We start from the raw sequence: 21387 nt of genomic DNA, 5'->3' as shown, positions 1-21387 counted from the left end.
AATTTTTGATGAAAAAAATGATTTTTATCATGTATACATTTGTATCGCTAACCAAAAATATTTAATCATGAAAAAAATTATTTTAAGTGCTTTTGCACTTGTTGCTTCTGCAACTTTATTCGCACAAGCAAATTCTGATGTAACCACTCAAGTAGGAAATCTTAATTTAGCTACAGTAAATCAAGTGGGCCTTTTAAATGGCAATGTACTAGATCAATACGGAGATGAAAACACAGCCGCTGTTGGTCAAAATGGAGCATTAAATTCTAATTATACGCTTCAGTGGGGAAATAAAAACGACGCTATTATTTCTCAAGTGGGGCTCATGAACAGCAATCAATCATACTCAATTGGAAATAGAAATTCTGTAAATGTAGACCAATATGGCTGGTTTAATGAAAGTTTAATCATTCAACAAGGTAACAGAAATTCTGCAGAAGTAGACCAAGTAGGTTTGGCAAATTCTAGTGAACAATACCAAACAGGAAATAGAAACTCTGCTTCTACCAACCAATGGGGAACTGCAAATTACAATATGCAAGACCAATGGGGAAATAGAAACAAAGCTGTGACATTACAAGTTGGATTATCTAACTCTGCCGAACAATGGCAATACGGAGATGACAATAACGCTAGAAGCAAACAAACAGGAACCAACAACATGTCTCAACAACAACAAATGGGCAATGATAACGTTGCCAGAGTAGTACAAGATGGTTCAAATAATTACGCTGGACAAGGGCAATACGGTAATGCTAATTTTGCTAGATCAAAACAAGTAGGTGATGGAAACTATAGTTTACAGCTACAATATGGAGACAATAATGAAGCTAGAGTAAGACAAACTGGGGATGATAATATGGCATTCCAAACTCAGCTTGGTTTTGGAAATTATGCAAAAGATATCCAAACTGGTAATGATAATCTTTCTGTAGTAAATCAAACAGGTGGATTCCACTATCATCTTGGAACACAAATTGGCAATTCTAATGCTATGTTTATTAATCAATCAAACTAAATTTAGCACATTTATAATTGAATATGAGAGACTAAAGTCTCTCATATTTTATTTAAAATAGATATTTATATTATATTTTTTATTATATTTACATTAAACAAAAACACAAACCATGAAAATTATAATTTTAGCTTTCATCCTAATATTTGCATTATCTGTTCCCGCTCAAAATCTAAATTTTGACAATATGGATAGTGCTAAACTACTTTCATTATTACAATCTGAAAATTTAGACAGTAAAAACACTATTAGTGAACCTAATATTGTGAGTAAAATCTTACAAATTGGTGATAAAAACATTGTAGATGTAACTTTATACCCTGATAACAAATTAAATTCTACGCAAATTGGAGACTATAACACTTTAATTTATCAAGAATTTTACCCACAAAAAAATAATTTCGAGCTAAACGTTACCACTCAAGGTAACGGGAACTACTTAGATATTCTAGGAAGAAACAGTATTTCTGATGGTATGATCATTAAAACCTTTGGAAATAATAAAATGATTTTCATAAGAAACTTCTAAAAATTAAACTTATGAAAAGGTTAATTTTATTTTACATATTCATTAATATGATTTTATTTCAAAAAATATCTGCTCAAGAAAATATAGAAGCAAAAATAAATCATGAAGAAATAAATAATTTCATCAAAATAGAAAATGTAGCCATCAATAATTCTGAACTCCATAAAGAGTTAGAATATTTATTTATTGGTATTAGAAAAAATAAACAAGGGAATATTTCATCTAACAAACAAAGCGGAAAATTCTCTATCCCCCCTAAAAGCACAAAAAAACTATCTGAAACAACCATCAATATTGATCCCAGTGATGAACTGAAATGCTATCTTTACCTAAAAGATGAAAACAGCAAAGCTTTAATTAGCAAAGACAGCCTAATGTTTAATGTAAAAAAAAAACTTTAGAACTCGATAGCAGCGACCCGAAAATATTTTTACAAAATCTTACAATAGACGAAACTAAAACAAGAGCGGGAAAAGATTTTTATGATAATTTCTACATAAAAATTAATCAAATGAATAAAAAATACAATAAGACAATCTCCATTATAGAGCTGCCAACTTTTGCAAGAAATACCCAAATTCAAATTTTTGTAGAAGATAGATTAATCAATCAATTTTTGGTAAATCCATCTGAAGAGTTTTTAGAGAATCAAGTAAATTTTACAATCAATATACTTGATGAGCTTTTTGCCAATGATCAAAATTTCAAAAAAGAATTTTCCTACTAAAAATTAAACAAAATGAAAAAAATTATCGCCTTATGTTTTCTTTTAGCATTTGCCGAAAATAATGCTCAACAGTTTGTCTATAAACCTTTAAACCCTAATTTCGGAGGAGAAACATTTAACTATCAAATGTTACTAAGTTCTGCTAATGCTCAAAATCAGTTTGATAATAATGATAACGCTTTACGTGATTTTAATATCAATAGTTTAGATAATTTTACAGAGTCTCTTAACCGTCAATTATTAAGCCAATTATCTCAAAAAATTTTCCAAGAACAATTTGGCACAGGAGATTTAAAACCTGGCGTTTACAATTTCGGTTCACTTTATATTGAGATTACCAATGGTTCTGGTGGTTTGTACATTAATATTCTAAATACAACCACTGGTGAACAATCACAAATCTTTATACCTCAATAATATGAAATGGACACATCAATTTTTATTTTTAATTGCCACAGCTTTTATTACAAGTTGTGCCACTTTACTTAAAATACCCGATGGTAAATCTGATCCAAAGCTAGGAGAAAAAACTAATCTGCAATTTCCAATTAAAAAATTACCACCTCCAAAAGAAAAAATTGTAGTAGGAGTTTATAAATTCAGAGACCAAACTGGCCAATACAAACCTACAGAAAACGGCAGCAGTTTTAGTACAGCAATTCCGCAGGGAATAACTTCTATTCTTATAAAAGTTCTAGAAGACAGTAATTGGTTTATCCCTATAGAAAGAGAAAATGTAGCCAATTTATTAAACGAAAGACAAATCATAAGAACTACAAAACAAGAGTATAGCCAAAATAATAAAAACAATAGCAACCAACAGTTGCCTCCATTACTCTTTGCGGGTGTTTTGTTAGAGGGCGGAGTAATTTCTTATGACACCAATGTTTTAACTGGAGGATTAGGCGCTAGATACTTTGGGATAGGCGCCTCTACACAATACAGACAAGATAGAATATCTGTTTACCTAAGAGCGGTTTCTACCATGAATGGAAAAGTTTTAAAATCTGTGTATGTAGATAAAACTATACTCTCTACCACTTTAAACGGAAGTATTTTTAAATACGTAGACACAGAGAAACTTCTAGAATCAGAAGTAGGAATCACCCAAAACGAACCCGTACAAATTGCAGTAAAAGAAGCTATTGAAAAAGCAGTACAAGCACTCATCATCGAAGGAATTCAAGACAAAATATGGGAGCCAGACCCTAATTCCATAAAAGAAACAGATGCTGCAATAAACGCAATTAAAGAAGAACAAAAACAAGTGGATTTTTTAGCAAACAAAGCTAAATATTATGATGTAAAAGGAAAACACTACTCTATCATTGGAATGGTAGAAGCAAATACTCTTCAAGGAGATTACGAATCGCCCACTACTACTCCCGGTCTACGATTTGGCATAAGATATAATTTTAATAGATTTTGGAACATAAATCTTTCTTCTGCTTTTATAACCTTGGAAAACAAAGAAATCCTAAGACGCAGATATCAAGCTACTGACCTAAATTTAGAATATCTAATGCTTCCTGCCAATAAATTCTCACCATTTCTTTTTGCAGGAGGAGGTTTTATAGTTAATAGAGAACCAATGAAATTTAAGTATCAATTAGGTGGAGGTTTTGAATATTTCTTAAAAGATTTCTCTATAAGATTACAGTCACAATATGATTTAGGTTTTGATGATGATTGGGATACTAAAATAAATGGAGACTTAAACGACAGAGCTTTACGATTTGGACTAGGAATCTCCTATCACTTCAGAAAAAAATAATAATTATGAAAAATTTCTTAAAATTAACCATAATTCTGGTTGCATTATTTAGTTTATTTTCTTGTAGAGAAGATTTAATTTCTAAGACTAAAACAGCCACACTAAGAGGTGTAGTAACGGCAAAAGAATCAGGAACTCCGCTTTCTAATGTTAGAATCACCACTTCTCCCACTACAGAAGCAGTGACTACGGATGCTAGTGGAACCTTTGAAATTAAAGATATTCCACTTGGAGATTATTCATTAAAAGCAGAAGCTGATGGTTACGTTACAAAAGCAATGGGGATTTCTATAAAAACTGAAGGGCAAATATCTTCTGTGGCAATAGAATTATTAGATGACAAAACCCTCAATTCATCACCTGCTATTCCTGATTTAATTACTCCTGCGAATAATACGGTAGATCAACCTTTAAGTATTAACTTTTCATGGAACTGCTCAGATCCTGACACAAAAGATATTTTGAAATACACACTTATTTTAAAGAATAGCAGCAATACAGATGTAATTGAAATCAATGATATTAAAGAAAAAAATTACGAAGTTAAAAATCTAAAATATGGAACCACGTATTTTTGGCAAGTTATTGTAAATGATGGAGTAAACACCCCAGTTTATAGCGTTAGTAATAAATTCACCACCTCTAATTCTCCTTTAAATAGGCTTCATTATGTACAAAATAACAACGGAAAACTCACTTTAGTTTCTAATAACTTAGAAAACACCAATCTTTTTACTTTAAAAGAAAATGCGTGGAGGCCAAGAAAAAACAATAGCGCTAACTTAATCGCTTATCTCAAATCCGTTGCAGGAGATATCCATATATTTACAAGCAAACCAGATGGTTCTGCAGAATTTCAAGTAACTAAAATTCCTATAGGAGGATTTAATTCTAAAGAATTAGACTACTCTTGGAACCAAGGTGGAACCCAATTAATCTATGGCAGTTTTGACAAATTGTATAAAATAAATAAGGATGGAACGGGAACCACTTTAATTTACACAGCGCCTGCAGGAGAATTCATTACTGAATGTGATTGGAGTTACGACGAGGCTAAAATTGCAGTTAAAACTAACAATATTAATGGCTACAATTCTAATATTAGAATCTTAGATATGGTAGGAAATGTGTTGACAACCATAGTTAATAATAGTATAGGTGCAGTAGGCGGAATAAACTTTTCGGTAGATGGAAAAAAATTCATTTTCTGTCAAGATGTTTCTAATTATCAAGATTCCAGTTATAGACAACTAGACACTAGAATTTTCTTATATGAATTTACTACAGCTACCCTTACAGATTTGTCTGATTTAAGCAAAAAAACATTAGGAACCAATGATTTAGATCCTAGATTCTCTCCTAATAATGCAGAAATAATCTTCACCAACACTTCTAATGATGGTATTTCAACAAAAAATATACAAAAAATATCACTAGACTTGTCTCTTCAGAATTTACAAAGAACTACATTGTTTACTAATGCAGAAATGCCAGACTGGCAATAAACTCAATAAAAAAAGCCTTTCTATAATGTAACAGAAAGGCTTTTATATATAGAGTGAGTGTGTTTCTAAATCATATTATTCTGCATTGCAAATCTTACAATACCAATTGAATTTTTCACATTAAATTTCTGAATAATTTTTTTTCGATGAGTTTCTACAGTATTTATACTTATAAATAACTCTTCTGCAATTTCTTTACTATTATAACCTTCACAAATAAGTCTCATAACATCTTTTTCTCTAATTGTTAGTAAGCCTTGAACCATTTTTACCGAATTTTTACATGGGCTATTATCAAAATATTCTGAAAAAAAACGCTCTCTTATTTTTACATCTAAATATATTTTACCACTCATCACAGAATCTATAGAATTAAGAAGTTCCCCGTTATGAGATTTTTTTTCTAAAAAACCATGCACTCCAATTTTATAGAGTCTTCTAATCTCTTTAATATCTAAACCATCATTTAGAACAATAATTTTAAGATTTTTAAATTCATTTTTAATTTGTTCTATCATAAAGTGAGAATTAGGACTCATCATACTAATGCCAAATAAAATAATGTCAGCATTTACTCCATAAAGACATTCTAGTAAAGAACCTTCATTACTATGAGAACCAACAACACTATAATTTGGCTGTGAATTAATAAAAAACTGCAAGGCTTCATTAAAAAGCTGTTGTTCTTCAAAAAGAAAAATACGAGTCATCATTTTGTGTTTTTATGTTTGGTCAAATTTATATTTAAATAACCAACTAAAAAAACGAAAACCCTCACAAAACCTTAAAATCATACAAAATACGTATACAAATTTAACATTTCATTAAGATTACTGCTTTATTTTTTTTGTTCAAAAAATCACTTTTCTAATTAAGAAACCGAGACAAAATCTCGGTTTTATGTTAGTTTAAATAAATTTCAAATTTTCCAAATTCATGAATTTTTTCAAGCAATTGATTATTAATATTAATCGTTTGATTTAAAGCCCTCGCTTCCACAAAAGTATTGTCTAAAGGATTCTGGAGAAAAACATTCAGCTTATGTTCTCCTTTTTCTGCTAATAATTGGTTTTTAAAAAATTCTAAATCCGTTTTATTCAGTTCATTTACGGGAATAATTAGTGACAGCGATTTAGCATACTTTTCGAAAGCATCTTTCAAATCCATAATATCTGTAACATTGGTGAAAACTCTTCCTTCGCTTCCTTGCGTGAACTTCATTTTTACGATGACAAATCGGTCTTTGGCAATTTTTTCACGCAACTTCATATAATCTCTATCACCTAATCTGAAACTGTAACTTCCTGTGTAATCTTCTAAAGTCAAGAAACAAATCTTTTCGCCAGAATTTTTCCCATCTCGCAAAATCATTTCGGTAATCAAGCCAGAAACCGTGTATTCTCTAGCATTATCAAACATTTTTTGTCTTTCCTTCCAATCTTTTGGCGCTTCAAAAAGACTTCCTGCAGGAAATAATTGCTCTTTAAACGCATCAATTTCGTCTAAATTCAAGAAATTGAAGTTTCCTTTTGGTTCAGCTTTTTTCGCAGAAGATTCTTCTACCAATTCTTCATCTTCTGAAACTTCTAAACTTATATCAATGCTTTCATCATCGTCTGTTTCCTCATCTAAAATCTTAGCTGACAAGTCATTTGGAGCAATTTCATCTTTTTTATTGTCTTCTAAAACGAAATTTTTAGAAAATTCTCCATTGATAAACTTATACTGGAACTTATATTCATCTAAAGGATGCGCCGAAAGATAGAAACCAATGATTTCTTTCTCACGATTGAGTTTATGCATATTTTGCCATTCTGCACAAGGTAAAAGTTTCGGCCTTTCTATCTGAACCTCATCTGCAAAATCTGCAAAAAGTGAGTTTTCCACCGAATTTTTATTGTCTTGAAACGATTGCCCGTAACGCAAAAGCTTTTCAATATTGGTTCTTCCCGCATTGTCCACATCAAAATATTGCGCTCTGTGATAAGAATCTAATTCGTCAAAAGCTCCTGCAATCACCAAACTTTCCACTACTCTTTTATTGACTTGCGAAGAAGGCATTCTTTCAAAAAAATCATAAATATCTTTGAATCTTCCGTTTTGTCTTTCCAAATAAATAGCTTCAGAAGGAGCTTCTCCCATTCCTTTAATCGCTCCCAAACCAAATCTGATTTGCCCTTTTTCGTTCACCGCAAATTGGAACTGAGATTCATTAACATCTGGCCCTAAAACATCTACCCCAATCGTTCTGCAATCTTCCATAAAAAGCGTAATTTGCTTTGTGTTGTTAATGTTATTACTCATCACACTCGCCATATATTCCGCAGGATAATTGGCTTTGAGATAAGCAGTATGGTAAGCAATTAAAGCATAACAAGTGGAGTGAGATTTGTTAAATGCATATTCTGCAAACGCTTCCCAGTCTTTCCAAATTTTATTGAGCTTTTCTTCGTTAAGATTATTCTTTTTTCCACCTTCAATAAATTTCGGGTACATTTTATCCAGAACGTCTTTCTGTTTTTTACCCATTGCTTTTCTTAGCGTATCCGCTTCACCTTTGGTGAAATTCGCCAATTTCTGAGAAAGCAACATTACCTGTTCCTGATAAACCGTAATTCCGTAGGTTTCTTTTAAATATTCTTCGGTTTCTGGTAAGTCGTAAACAATTTCTTCCAGACCGTGTTTTCTGTTAATGAAATTCGGGATGTATTTTATTGGTCCAGGTCTGTACAAAGCATTCATCGCAATTAAATCTGCAAAAACCGTAGGTTTCAGTTCGCGCATGTATTTTTGCATTCCCGCACTTTCATATTGGAAAATCCCAATCGTTCTTCCTTCTTTGAAAAGTTCGTAGGTTTTTTTATCATCTAATGGAATTTCATCAGTATTAATTTCAATTCCGTGACGTTGCTTAATGAGTTTTATCGCATCTTTAATGATGGTTAACGTTCTTAAACCTAGAAAGTCCATTTTCAATAAACCAGCACTTTCTGCTACCGAGTTATCAAACTGTGACACCAAAATTCCCGCATCTTTTGCCGCGATAGAAATCGGAACTAAATTCGAAATATCTTCTGGTGTAATAATTACTCCACAAGCATGAATTCCAGTATTTCTGATGCAACCTTCCATTTTCTGTGCCGAAGCCAAAACTTGATGACGAGAATCATTCGGATTCGCTAAAATCGCCTTCATTTCCTCGGCTAAAGGTTTATCTTCTGGTTTTAATTTTTCTGGTTTGTTCAATGCTTTTGCAATATTCATTCCCGGAGTTTCAGGAATTAATTTCGCAATCGCATTCGTATCAGGAATCGAAACATCCAGAACTCTTCCTGCATCTTTAATCGCGGATTTTCCGCCGAGAACAGAGTACGTAATAATCTGAGCTACATTCATTTGTCCGTATTTTTCAATTACCCATTTTATGATAGCATCTCTTCCTTCATCATCAAAATCGATATCAATATCGGGCATAGAAATACGTTCTGGATTCAAGAAACGCTCAAAAAGTAAATCATATTTAATAGGGTCTACATTCGTAATTCCGATGCAATATGCAACGGCAGAACCTGCCGCAGAACCACGACCAGGCCCAACTGAAACTCCCATTTTTCGGGCTTCGTTACAGAAATCCTGAACAATCAAAAAGTAACCAGGATAACCTGTATTCGCAATAACTTCGAGTTCAAAATCTAAACGTTCAGCAATTTCTGGCGTAATTTCATCATATTTTTTTCTAGCACCTTCGTAAGTCAGATGTCTTAAATAAGCATTTTCACCACGTTTACCACCATCTTTTAAATCTTCTTCGCTTTGAAACTCTTCTGGAATATCAAATTTTGGAAGCAAAACATCTCTTTTTAAAGTATAAGGTTTAAATTTTTGTAAAAAGTCTGTGTAAGCTTCGAAAGCATCAGGAAACTGACGAAAAGTTTGCTTCAATTCCTCAGGATTTTGCACATAATAATGATCATTCGCTAAACCTTTTCGCTTCCCAAATCCTTTACCAATAGGCGTAGAAACTCTTTCTCCGTCTTTGATACAGGTAATAATATCCTGAATTTTAGCATCTTCTTTTTTGGTATAAAAAGTTTCATTCTGTGCTAAAATTTTCACATCATGTTTATCGGCTAATTCTAATAAAACTTCGTTTAAGTGCTCTTCTTCTTCAATGTCATGATTCTGAATTTGCACATAGAAATCATCCCCAAACTGTTCTTTCCACCAAAGAAAAACTTCCTCTCCTTTTTGTTCTCCGAAATTTAAAATCGCATTTGGAACATCTCCATAAATCCCTGCTGTAACAGCAATCAAATTCTCTTTATACTCTGCAATTTGCTTTTTAGAAATCCTTGGTACACCAGCGTAATAACCGTTGGTAAAACCTAAACTCGATAGTTTTGCTAGATTTTTATATCCTTGAAAATTTTTCGCCAAAAGAACCATGTTTGTTCTTCTATCTGGATCATCTTTGGTAAATTGTTTTTGCTCTGGTCTTTCTGAAATATAAAACTCACAACCGAGAATAGGAATTAATGGTGTTTTTGTAAATTCTTCGCCTTTTTCTTCAGCTTCTGCTTTCTTTTTTTTGAGGTCACCGTTGTATTTTTCAACTTCGGAAACAAACTTGAAAGCACCCATCAAATTTCCTAAATCTACCATTCCGACTGCCTTAAAATCGTTTTCGGCAGCTACTTTTATCAGTTCATTAAAATGAGAAGTAGCGGCAAGTGTAGAATAAATGGTATGATTATGAAAATGGAAATAATCGCCAATTTCTACTTCTTTGGTATCGCCAAAATCTACAGTAGATTTCTTTTTCTTAGAATCTGCAACTTGCCTTCTAATAACAATATCAAACGGTTTAATCGGCTCACTCCAAATTTTCTGAAATTGCTGAAACTGAGCATCTGTCCAGAGCATTTTCTCTGCAGGAATAATGCGTTGTCTCGCCATTTCGAAGAAAATCTGAGCGGTTGCATTTACGTCTGCCGCTGCATTGTGCGCTTCATCAAACTGGTAACTGTATAATTTTTCAAAAAGCTCGCCTAGTTTTGGAGATTTAAATCTTCCTCCTCTTCCTCCTGGCAAAGCACAGAAATCAGTTCCCAACTCCATCGTATCAGCTTTGGGAATTTCTTGAAGATTATTTTCGATTTCTTTTCTAAAAAACTCTGCGCCTACAATTTTATAATCAAAATCAATATTGTGACCAACACCAACTTTTGTTTTCTCTAATGCTTTTTTAAATTCTTCTAAAACCCATGCCAAATCCTTTCCTTCTTCTTTGGCCATTTTGGTAGAAATACCGTGAATTCTGGTCGCGTTAAAAGGAATATCATACCCTTCAGGCTTAATGATATAATCCTGATTTTCAATTAATTTACCTTCATCATCATGCAATTGCCACGCAATCTGCACCATTCTTGGCCAATTATCTGAATCTGAGATGGGTGCGTTAAAGTTTTGGGGTAAACCAGTAGTTTCCGTATCAAAAATCAAGTACATTCTTTAGAAAATTTGTTCAAATTTAATCGAAAAAAAATTAAAAAATATATATTTATTTATAATTTCTATTGACTAACAAAATTAGAGTCTTAACAATTTATATCTTTGCAAAAACTACGAATTATTATGAAAAAAAATATATTTATTTTAAATTGTCTTTTACTAATCAACAATTATTACGGACAAAACACAAGATTAAACTCTATTTTAGCTAAGGATAGAATAGAAAATAATAATAGGCTTTCCTCTTTTCTGAAAAATTCTTCTCAAAAATTTTCAAAGAGTCAATTAAAAGAAATTATTTCCACTCATGCTGGATTTGCAGGCAACATTCCTCTTTTTTGGGAGTCTGAAGATATGCGCGCCAATAAAAGCGCCAATATTCTTTCTCTACAAAATGGAACCCTCACAGGTTTAAACAATACTCTCATCACTGGCAGCAGTCAGAAGATTCTAGTAATGGATAGAGGCAGAGTTTTCGAAAAACATAACGAATTTGGAGGACCAACTAATGGAGGAAACAGAATCTTTGATCAAGAAAATGGTGAAGTAGCCTATGCAAGCCACGCAACAGATGTTGCTGGAATTATTGGAGCAATTGGGATAGGAGATTTTTCAAATCCATATGGAACTTCTGGAGCGAAAGGTGTACTGACTAATGTAATGATTGACAGCTATAGCTTTAACAATACCACAAAAGGAAATAATTATCAAAAACTTGCTGCTTCAAATGCTAACATCTCTAACCATTCATATGGTGTAAATGTGGGATGGAACTATGTGTCCACTCCATTTTCTATTTACACCACAAAAGGCTTTTATTGGGTAGCTAATTATGAATTAAATACTGAAGATACTTATTCTGGAGCTTATAGTTTAAGAGATAAAAGTTTTGATGAAATTGTATATACAAATCCCAATCAAATCGTCATTAAATCTGCCGGGAATTATTATGGAACCCATCCTATTCAAAACACTTCTCTTCCTAAATTTAAATATGATAATTTATCCAATACTTATGTTCCATTTGACGCAGCAGATGTAATTCCCGCCGCAAATTGTAGCCAAGGGTACAACTGCATAGGTGAAGGATCTTTAGCAAAAAATATTATAGTCGTTGGTGCAACTAACCAATTAACCACTGCTGATTACCAATATACCACTTCAAATGATGTAGCCAAAGCAAGCTACAGTAGTGCAGGACCTAGAAAAGATGGAGCGATAAAACCAGATATTTCAGCAGTAGGAAGCACGATGGCACTTGCAAGCTACTCAAACGCAACTACTTATAACACTTATGGATTAGGTGGAAACGGAACATCATATTCTGCGCCAATAGTTACTGGAATTGCTGGAGCTTTAACGGAGGTGAATAGAATGTTATACAACAATAACAGCTTCATTTTTAAAGCAGATGAAATGAAAGCTTTATTAACCCATACTGCTAATGAAGCAGGAAATATAGGTCCCGATGTATGGTATGGATGGGGATTTGTAGATGCATCTAAAGCCGCACAAGTTCTTATTGACAAAAAAGACAATAAAGCGTTTTTTGAAAGAAATGTATTAAACTCGGGAACTAAATTTACAAAAACAGTTATTGCAAAGGATGGAGAATCTTTAAAAGCAACCATCTCTTGGATAGACCCTGCTGCAAATCCATTCTCTACAGATTACGAACTTCAAAATAATCATTCTTCTATGATTATTAACGACTTTGACCTGAGAATTATAGATACAGTAACCAATACTATTTATTATCCTTGGAAATTAGATATTAGCAATCCTATGGCACCTGCTACCCAAGGCGATAACACTGTTGATAATGTAGAACAAGTTATTATTCCAACTCCTATTGCTGGTAGAATGTATAGAGTAGAAGTTTCTCAAAAAGGAAATTTAGTAGACAACAACCAAAATATTTCTTCTCAAAATTACGCTATCATCATTACAGGTTTTGATTCTTCTGCATCTTTACAAACCTCCGAAAATTCAAAAGAAAAATTAGTAACTGTTTATCCTACCAAAACTAAAGATATTGTAAACGTACTCATTCCAAAAGGTGCTAAAACAATAGATATTTTTGACTTATCAGGAAAATCTGTTCTAAAAACAGAAGCAAAAAGTTTCCAAACCATTGATGTAAGCAAATTACCAAAAGGAACTTACATTATCAATGTGAAGACTGATAAAAATGTAAACTCTCACAAGTTTATTAAAGAATAATTTTGAGTCATAAAAACTCCTAAATTACTGAAAACGCTAACTTTACGAGTTAGCGTTTTTTATTTTCAATCAAAAGAGAGAATGCTTATATTTGTTTTCTATGGAATCTGACTTTACAACAAAAGAAATTATTTCAAAAGAAATTTTGCTCAAGGCATACACTCAAATGATGCTGGCAAAATCAATGGCCGATATTTACGAAGAAAACAGAAATATTTGCAAGTACGTACACAGTACTTCTAGAGGTCATGAAGCCATACAATTAGCTACAGCTTATCAATTGTCCAAAGAGGATTGGGTATCTCCCTATTACAGAGACGAATCTTTATTATTGGGAATTGGCTTCACTCCTTATCAATTAATGCTTCAATTATTAGCAAAAGCAGAAGACCCATTTTCTGGAGGACGTTCTTATTATTCGCATCCATCCATTAAATTAGAAGGACTTCCAAAAATCATTCACCAGAGTTCTGCTACAGGAATGCAAGCAATTCCTACCACTGGTATTGCCCAAGGAATAAGATATATAGAAGATTTTAAACTTCAAAATTTTGAAAAAAATCCTGTTGTCATTTGTAGTTTAGGCGATAATTCTGTTACAGAAGGAGAAGTAGCCGAAGCTTTTCAATTTGCAGCACTTCATCAACTTCCCATTATCTTTTTAGTTCAAGATAATGAATGGGGAATCAGCGTAACTAAAGAAGAAGCCAGAACTGCTGATGCTTATGATTATGCGGCTGGATTCGTAGGGCTAAATAGAATGAGAATTGATGGAACTGATTTTGTAGAAAGTTTCATTCAGATGCAAAAAGCGGTACTTTTTGTAAGAGAAGAAAGAAAACCTCTTTTAGTTTGCGCTAAAACGGTATTGATTGGGCACCACACTTCTGGAGTAAGAAGAGAATTTTATCGAGACGAAGCAGATTTAGCCAAGCATAGAGCAAAAGACCCAGGAATTATTCTCAAAAAATATTTATTAGAAGAAGGTTTTAACGAAGAGACCTTATCTCAAATAGAAATTGAAGCCAGAAAACAAATAGAAGAAGACTTTAACAAAGCCATTCTCGCTCCAGACCCAAAACCTGAAACCGTAAAAGAACATGTGTATGCTCCTACTCCTATCACCGAAGAAAAAGGAACCAGAGTTCCTGAAAATGGAGAAAAAATCCCAATGGTAGATGCAGGAATTCACGCCATACAAGAATTGATGCACAAACATCCTGAAGCATTGCTTTATGGTCAAGATGTAGGCGGAAGAATTGGGGGCGTTTTCAGAGAAGCCGTAACACTTCAACAAAAATTTGGGAATAAAAGAGTTTTCAATACCGCCATTCAAGAGGCATACATCATTGGTTCTACTGTAGGAATGAGCGCAGTAGGTCTTAAACCTATTGTAGAAGTACAGTTTGCCGATTATATTTATCCGGGAATCAATCAATTGGTGACAGAAGTTTCTAAATCTTGCTACCTCAGCAACGGAAAATATCCTGTTTCCAACATTATCAGAGTTCCGATTGGAGCTTATGGAGGTGGCGGTCCTTATCACAGCGGAAGTGTAGAAACCATGTTGGCCCAAATCAAAGGTATTAAAATCGCTTATCCAAGTAACGCTGCAGATTTTAAAGGCTTGTTTAAAGCTGCTTTTTACGACCCTAATCCTGTGATTTTCTTGGAACACAAAGGTCTTTATTGGAGTAAAGTTCCGGGAACTGAAGACGCTAAAACCGTAGAACCAGCAGAAGATTATATTTTACCTTTCGGGAAAGCCAATATTGTAAAATTTGCCAATGAAGAAGAAATCCAAAAAGGGCGAACTCTAGTTGTAGTAACCTATGGAATGGGCGTTTATTGGGCAAAAGAATCTGCTAAAAATTTTGAAGGAAGAGTAGAAATAATCGATTTGAGAACCATCAAGCCAATAGATGAAGAATTGGTTTTCGAAAGGGTTAAAATCCATGGGAAATGTATTCTTTTAACGGAAGAAGCTCTCAACAACTCCATGATGGAAGCTTTCGGGGCAAGAATTTCAAAAAATTGTTTTAAATACCTCGATGCTGCAGTAGAAATCATGGGCTCACTAGATTTACCAGCTGTTCCTATCAATTTGATTTTAGAAAAAGAAATGCTACCCAATGCAGAAAAACTAAGCCTTAGAATAAATGAGCTTCTCCAAAACTAACATTATGGATATATCAGATAATTTTTTACTCGATTTTTTTAAAGACATTCCTAAAACAGAACTTATCAGTATTTTCGGATTGGTAAATAGAAAAAAACTCAAGAAGAATGAAATCTTTATAGAAGAGGGCACTTTTATTCCAAGTTTTTTTATATCAAAAAAGGACTGGTGAGAGGTTTCTACAGCAATGCTGATGGAGAAGAAAAAACCATATTTTTCCGTTGGGAAAAAGAATTTGGAGCAGACCCAGAAAGTTTCTTTAACCATAAACCCTCTAAACTGACTTGGTGCGCCATGGAAGAAACAGAAATTTTTGAAATCAATTTTCAAAAATTCGAGGAATTAAGCAAAAGAAATGTTGGCCTATTAAAACTCAGAATTATGGCGAGCAAAAAATTACTGAATAGAATGTATGAAAGATTAGAAAGTTTTATTTTATATACTCCAGAAGAAAGATTCCAGCATTTATTGGAGACTCGTCCTGATTTATGCGAAAGAATTCCTGATAAATATTTAGCGTCATTTTTGGGAATTACCCCAGTTTCTTTTAGCAGAATTAAAAAAAGATTAGAAAATTAACAAATGCTAATTTATTTTCTAAATTATTGATATATTTTTGCAGAAAGGAGAAACACAAATGATTGAAAAATAACCCTTTACAAGAAAGCCTTCTGTTGTAGCAGAAGGCTTTCTTAGTTTATATAGATTCATTGTGTTGAGAAATATCCAATCCTAATTCTTCGGAGGTTTCTTCTACTCGAAGTGGAATAATAAAATCTGTAATTTTATAAATCACCAAGGCTCCAAAAAAGGTAAACACAGAAACCAAAAGTAGCGCAGTCATGTGATGTGCAAAAACACCTATTCCACCATGCAGAAGACTGGCATTTTCGCCTCGAGCAAAAATAGCGGTGAGTATCATCCCCATAATTCCTCCGATTCCGTGACAGGCAAAAACATCTAAGGTATCATCTACGCTTTTCAGTTTTTTCCAGTTGACCGCCATATTTGAAACAATTGCCGAAATAAAACCGATAAATATACTTTCTGCAATGCTTACATAACCACAAGCTGGTGTAATCGCCACCAATCCTACTACCGCTCCAATACAAGCTCCTAATGCTGAAATCTTTCTTCCATTAATTCTGTCAAAAAATATCCAAGTCATCATCGCAGAAGCAGAAGCTATCGTTGTAGTTCCAAAAGCCATCGCTGCAGTGGCATTAGCAGCTAAAGCTGAACCCGAATTAAACCCGAACCAACCAAACCACAACATTCCTGTTCCTAATATCACATACGTAATATTAGAAGGTTCGTGGTGGTCATTTTTTCTTTTACCAATCATCAAAGCGCCTGCTAAAGCTGCAAAACCAGCACTCATGTGCACTACAGTTCCACCCGCGAAATCTTTAATCCCGAAGAATTTAACCAAGAATCCGTCTCCGCTCCAAACCATGTGAGCCAAAGGCGCATAAATGAACAATGAAAACAGTACGATAAATAAAAGGTAACTTACAAATCTTACTCTCTCTGCAAAACTTCCCGTGATAATGGCAGGAGTAATCACTGCAAATTTCATTTGGAACAATGCAAAAAGGATAAAAGGAACAGTAGGAGCCATTTTAGCATGTGGCAAAACGCCTATTTGGTTAAAAAAAGTAAAACTAAAAGGATTGCCTATGATTCCGTAATGTTCTTTGCCAATATAAAATCCTAGAGAATCTCCGAAAGAGAGCGAAAAACCAACTACTACCCAAACCAAACTAATGACTCCCAGTGCAATAAAACTCTGCAACATGGTAGAAATTACATTTTTTTTGCCCACCATTCCGCCATAGAAGAAAGATAAACCCGGTGTCATGAGAAGGACTAAACCTGATGAAGCCAATAACCAAGCAATATCTGCTCCTACTAAATTATTTTCTTCTAAAAAAACTCCCGAACTAGCATCTGGCAACTTTGTTGGCCAGAATAAACTTACCATTGCTACTATCGCTGTAATGATAAAAGCAATAACCCAACGTTTTTCTACTTTTAATAACATATTTTTCTTTTTTAACCCCTGCAAATGTAAACATTTTATTTAAAAAAATTTATTTTTTTGAAGCATAGCCCCTTTATTTTTATATAAATATTTTAAAATTATATATTTTAATCCATTACACCCCTATAAAAATAACACAAGAAAAATATTTTTACCATTTATTTTCTCATTTACATAAAAAAGCACAGCGTATATTGCTGTGCTTGTATATTAGTAAGGTCTGGATGATAAGTTTGCGAGACTGCGTTCTTTGTTTAAGAATTTTCTACAATTTCTATTTCTTCTTCTGTCAAGCCATAAAGTTCATATACCATTTGGTCTATTGCTGCGTCTGTTTGTTCTATTTTAGATTTTATAGAAATGGCTTTTTGTTGTTCTTGCAAGAAATAATCTTCCCATTCTGCCTTTTCTGACAATCCAAGGGGTCTCGACCCCTTGCTTTTTGATAGCTCTTTTAAGAAATCTGCAAATGAAAGTTCATACCAATTTTGTAATTTTTTAGAAAGCGCTTCCAGAGAAAATTCTCTTTGCAGATTTCTTTGAAATTTGGCAGAAACTTCTTGCAATTCTTTATTTAAAGAAAGCATTAGGTTTGCTTTTTCTATGAAAGGTTGTTGATTTTCTAAAGAAATTTCTTTTATTGGGAGTTGTTTTAATTGGTAACCTTTTATCTTCGGAAATAAGTCTTTATTGTCATTATACTTTGATAACCAATAGCTTTTTATCAATTGAGAGTTTAGAATTGCTAGAATGTACTTTAAAGAAAATCTTGAATCCTTTAAAAATAAATTATAAATTGTATTAGATGTCAAAATTCCTTTTTCACAGAAACCTACTTTTGGAGATTGCCCGATTTGACTTATAACTATTCTATCTTGACTATATACATTCAAATCACCGCCACTTTTAATATTTTCAGATAAATAATTGAAATATTTGTTTGGAATTGAATATTGAAATCTAACTATGTCAGCTCCATCAATAATTGAAATATAATTTTCATTTATTTTTCTATCCGAAATTGAACTTTTTCTATCATATGCTTGTATCCCAAAATAAGTATTTCCTATTTCTTCTAATTTAATACAATCTTTAAATTCAAAGAAAAAATCATTCTTTAAATTAAAAACTTGTTCTTCAGCTTCATTCCAACTATTTTGAGATTTGGTTGTAATAAATTTTAATTCTCCTCTTTCGGAATTATAAATCTTTATATTTTCGTTTTTACTTTTGTCTTTAGTTAAAATTAATGTAGCTACATCTACTCCTGCATCTACAAAAACAATTTCATTATAATTAATAACTTCTTCAATGAAAGTATTTTTTAAAATAAAGTTTCTTAATTTTTGAATATATTTATTTGATAAATAAGTATTTGGTGTTATAAACCCAAGTTTTCCTCCATCTCTCAAAATATTAGTTCCTCTTTCAAAAAACAAATGAAATAAGTCTATTTTGTAACTTGCTACTTCAAAGGATTTATAAAAATTAAGTGTTTCCTCATTTGTATTAGATGGTTGACATAAAACATACGGCGGATTACCAATCACCACATCAAAACCGCCTTTGTGCTTGTTTTTAAAGACTTCTTCAGGAGTTTTCACAAAACCAGCAATAATTTCTTCTAGCTCTGTGCTTTTTGGCAATTGGTGTTTCTTTCTGTTCCAGAGAATGTAGTCTATTGCGTTAGATAGATGGGTAGCCACATAAGGAAAACCACTTTCTTGATCACTTATCCATTTCCAACTTTCTGTATCTACAGAAAAAAACTTCTGAGACCACAGATGATTGTTGTGCTCATTAGGAAAGTAAGAAGCAGCGTCTTCCAAGGCTTCTCGAAGCCTTGCATTATCAGAAAGCAATGGGTCAAGACCCATTGGATTGGCATTCTCCTCCGCGATTGGATTCTCGGTATTCATCCATTCGTTCAATTTTTTACTACTGATGGATTTCATAAGCCTTACTTGGTGGTACAATTCTTCTTCTGTACAAGCCAAGACTATATGTAGATGATCTTTACAAATATTCCATGCTAAAATTTCTAGTTCATAATTTTTAGCTATTTCTGCAAATATTTCTGCCAATTTTATTTCTTGAGGAAGGCTTAGTTCTGCCGATTTACCAGGTACAATTCCGTATTGTTTCATGCGTTCCGAAATTCTACTATTATGAGTAGTAAAAACAAGATGAAAGGCTTTCTTTTCTTTAAAAATTTGTGGAAATTCTTTTTCCCAATGAAAGGCTTTATCACCTGCAATTTCGGGGTCGTCTATTAGGGAGTTTCCGCATTTTATATTGTGGCTAAGGTCGTTTAGTTTACGGTTAGGTTCTGCGGTTCTTAACCAAAGAGAAAGTTTGGCTATTTCTACAGATTCTTCGTTTAAGTCTACCCCAAAAAGATTGTTTTCTAAAATAGAATTTTTAATATTAAATTCTAAGCCATAAGTGCCATATTTTTTATCAAGTTTTGAATCTAATTCATCAATATACTTATGTTCTTTTATCAAGAAATTAAGAGCTTCATTTAAGAAAGCCCCACTTCCACAAGCTGGGTCTATTATGGTAATTTGGTGAAGCCATTTTCGGTAATTTTCTAATTTTTGAAGCAGTGCCAATTTGGTTTTTTGTTGGCGTTTTTTATCGGTAAAATACTCTTCTTCTACTATTCCTATTTCTGCTTTCTTTTCCTCGCAGAGTTTCCCTACCGTATTTTCTACAATGTATTTGGTAATGTATTTCGGAGTGTAGAAAACGCCATCTTTTTTGCGTTTGGTTTTAGATTTGTCTATTTCTTGACCTTCTAATTGGGCTTTTATTTCATCTATTTCATTGAGGGAATTTTCAAAAATATGCCCTAAAATATTTACATCTACTTCACTGGCAAAATCGTATTCTGCTAATTTATAGGTGTGGCTGTAGAGTAAATCATCATCAATCGTGATATTATCCAGAATTTCATCAGGCTTAAAAAGTCCACCATTATAAGCAAAAACGTCTTTTTTTCCTCCTTGGTCTATGTAGCCGAAGTTTTGCTTAAATCTATCATAAAGCGGAATGTAGGCGTCTAATTCTTTGAGTTTTTGCCAATCATTGAGGATTCCTCTCGTAAAATTTACAGGAAGTAAGCCTCTGTCTTCACCAAAGAACAAAAACAATAGCCTGTCTAATAGTTTCTGTGATTTTTTGAAAAGTTCTAAAGGGTTAAAATCAGGATTTTGCTGGGTAAGATTCTGAAAGAGTTCTCTCTTAAAAACCGAATAATCCTTATACAGATTTTTGGTAATTTCGTCTTCTTTGCTTAGTGATTCATTTTTAAGTTTTGAAGGAATATCTGCCGCAATATTTTCATACGCCAAACACAAATACAACAATTCAAACTCTTCTTTGGTTAATTCAAATAGATTGAATTCTAAAAATTCAATAGCATTATCTATGTAAAAACGCAACTTCTCAAAATTAGAAGTAATTACATATTTACAACCAGACTGATTGTTCTTGTACCCAAAAGCTTGGCTTTCTACCTTTCCTAAATCGGTAGTGTCAGTTCCTTTTAGTTCTATTACTGCGGTTACAATATCATTTACAATAATACCACCATCTGCCTTTTTAGAATCATTTACATTTTTCAGTTCTCTGTAAAGATTGTGATTAATCTGTGGTTTTAAAGTATAACCTAAAACGGTAACGAATAAATCTCTTAAAAAACCTTCTTGATACTCTTCTTCTTTAGAATTTCTGATATTATTCTGAATTTCTGAGTTGTGAAAATGTTCTTTGAAGGTCTCCCATTTCAGATGAATATTTTCTTGATTTTGAGTTTTAAGATATTTTGATACTATCGTTTTTTGAAACAATGACATGGTTATTTTTTATTTGA

At 32.9% G+C, this 21387-nt stretch carries 15 protein-coding genes; 11 read left to right on the top strand and 4 right to left on the bottom strand.

What is annotated here, in order from left to right; translation table 11 throughout:
- The first annotated feature begins 67 nt into the window (after positions 1-67).
- From KKQ76_RS02535 to KKQ76_RS02505, 7 genes are all read left to right on the top strand, one after another.
- Positions 68-1018, top strand: coding sequence for a hypothetical protein (locus KKQ76_RS02535; RefSeq protein ID WP_213195685.1), 951 nt, complete (start codon positions 68-70; stop codon positions 1016-1018).
- 112 nt (positions 1019-1130) lie between these two features.
- Positions 1131-1547, top strand: coding sequence for a hypothetical protein (locus tag KKQ76_RS02530; RefSeq protein ID WP_069796729.1), 417 nt, complete (start codon positions 1131-1133; stop codon positions 1545-1547).
- A gap of 11 nt (positions 1548-1558) precedes the next feature.
- Positions 1559-1948, top strand: coding sequence for a hypothetical protein (locus tag KKQ76_RS02525; protein ID WP_143331763.1), 390 nt, complete (start codon positions 1559-1561; stop codon positions 1946-1948).
- A 23-nt stretch (positions 1949-1971) separates the two neighbouring features.
- Complete coding sequence (locus KKQ76_RS02520) at positions 1972-2274, top strand: CsgE family curli-type amyloid fiber assembly protein (protein WP_213197451.1); 303 nt, start codon at positions 1972-1974, stop codon at positions 2272-2274.
- Between the two features lie 12 nt (positions 2275-2286).
- Entirely contained in the window at positions 2287-2691 is a 405-nt protein-coding gene (locus KKQ76_RS02515; RefSeq protein ID WP_213195684.1) for a curli production assembly/transport component CsgF, read from the top strand.
- A gap of 1 nt (position 2692) precedes the next feature.
- Positions 2693-4048 (top strand): CsgG/HfaB family protein, encoded by a 1356-nt coding sequence (locus tag KKQ76_RS02510; protein ID WP_213195683.1) that lies wholly within the window; start codon positions 2693-2695, stop codon positions 4046-4048.
- Positions 4049-4053: 5 nt separating this feature from the next.
- Positions 4054-5553 (top strand): carboxypeptidase regulatory-like domain-containing protein, encoded by a 1500-nt coding sequence (locus KKQ76_RS02505; RefSeq protein WP_213195682.1) that lies wholly within the window; start codon positions 4054-4056, stop codon positions 5551-5553.
- Positions 5554-5618: 65 nt separating this feature from the next.
- On the opposite strand, the gene KKQ76_RS02500 is transcribed toward KKQ76_RS02505, so the two are convergent.
- Together KKQ76_RS02500 and dnaE are read right to left on the bottom strand one after the other, a co-directional pair.
- Positions 5619-6266, bottom strand: a complete 648-nt coding sequence (locus tag KKQ76_RS02500; protein WP_213195681.1) for a response regulator transcription factor — start codon at positions 6264-6266, stop codon at positions 5619-5621.
- Positions 6267-6456: 190 nt separating this feature from the next.
- Entirely contained in the window at positions 6457-11061 is a 4605-nt protein-coding gene (dnaE, locus tag KKQ76_RS02495; protein ID WP_213195680.1) for a DNA polymerase III subunit alpha, read from the bottom strand.
- A gap of 126 nt (positions 11062-11187) precedes the next feature.
- On the opposite strand from dnaE, the gene KKQ76_RS02490 reads away from it, so the two are divergent.
- From KKQ76_RS02490 to KKQ76_RS02475, 4 genes are all read left to right on the top strand, one after another.
- Positions 11188-13287 carry a S8 family peptidase gene (locus KKQ76_RS02490; protein WP_213195679.1) on the top strand — a complete coding sequence of 700 codons (2100 nt, stop codon included), beginning with the start codon at positions 11188-11190 and terminating at the stop codon, positions 13285-13287.
- A gap of 100 nt (positions 13288-13387) precedes the next feature.
- A complete protein-coding gene (locus tag KKQ76_RS02485) occupies positions 13388-15466 on the top strand; it encodes an alpha-ketoacid dehydrogenase subunit alpha/beta (RefSeq protein ID WP_213195678.1) in 2079 nt (692 codons plus the stop codon).
- Between the two features lie 4 nt (positions 15467-15470).
- Entirely contained in the window at positions 15471-15638 is a 168-nt protein-coding gene (locus KKQ76_RS02480) for a hypothetical protein (RefSeq protein ID WP_213195677.1), read from the top strand.
- Complete coding sequence (locus tag KKQ76_RS02475; RefSeq protein ID WP_246501321.1) at positions 15635-16045, top strand: Crp/Fnr family transcriptional regulator; 411 nt, start codon at positions 15635-15637, stop codon at positions 16043-16045. The genes KKQ76_RS02480 and KKQ76_RS02475 overlap by 4 nt, the downstream gene beginning before the upstream one ends.
- Before the next feature lie 118 nt (positions 16046-16163).
- Here KKQ76_RS02475 and KKQ76_RS02470 read toward each other — a convergent pair whose 3' ends face one another.
- Together KKQ76_RS02470 and KKQ76_RS02465 are read right to left on the bottom strand one after the other, a co-directional pair.
- The gene (locus tag KKQ76_RS02470; RefSeq protein ID WP_213195676.1) at positions 16164-17510 is read right to left on the bottom strand and encodes an ammonium transporter; all 1347 of its coding nucleotides are present in this window, start codon (positions 17508-17510) and stop codon (positions 16164-16166) included.
- A gap of 254 nt (positions 17511-17764) precedes the next feature.
- Positions 17765-21370 (bottom strand): Eco57I restriction-modification methylase domain-containing protein, encoded by a 3606-nt coding sequence (locus tag KKQ76_RS02465; protein WP_213195675.1) that lies wholly within the window; start codon positions 21368-21370, stop codon positions 17765-17767.
- Positions 21371-21387 lie beyond the last annotated feature (17 nt).

This window comes from Cloacibacterium caeni, assembly GCF_907163105.1.
Lineage (GTDB): Bacteria > Bacteroidota > Bacteroidia > Flavobacteriales > Weeksellaceae > Cloacibacterium > Cloacibacterium caeni_A.
This window is presented reverse-complemented; position numbering and strand designations above follow the sequence as displayed.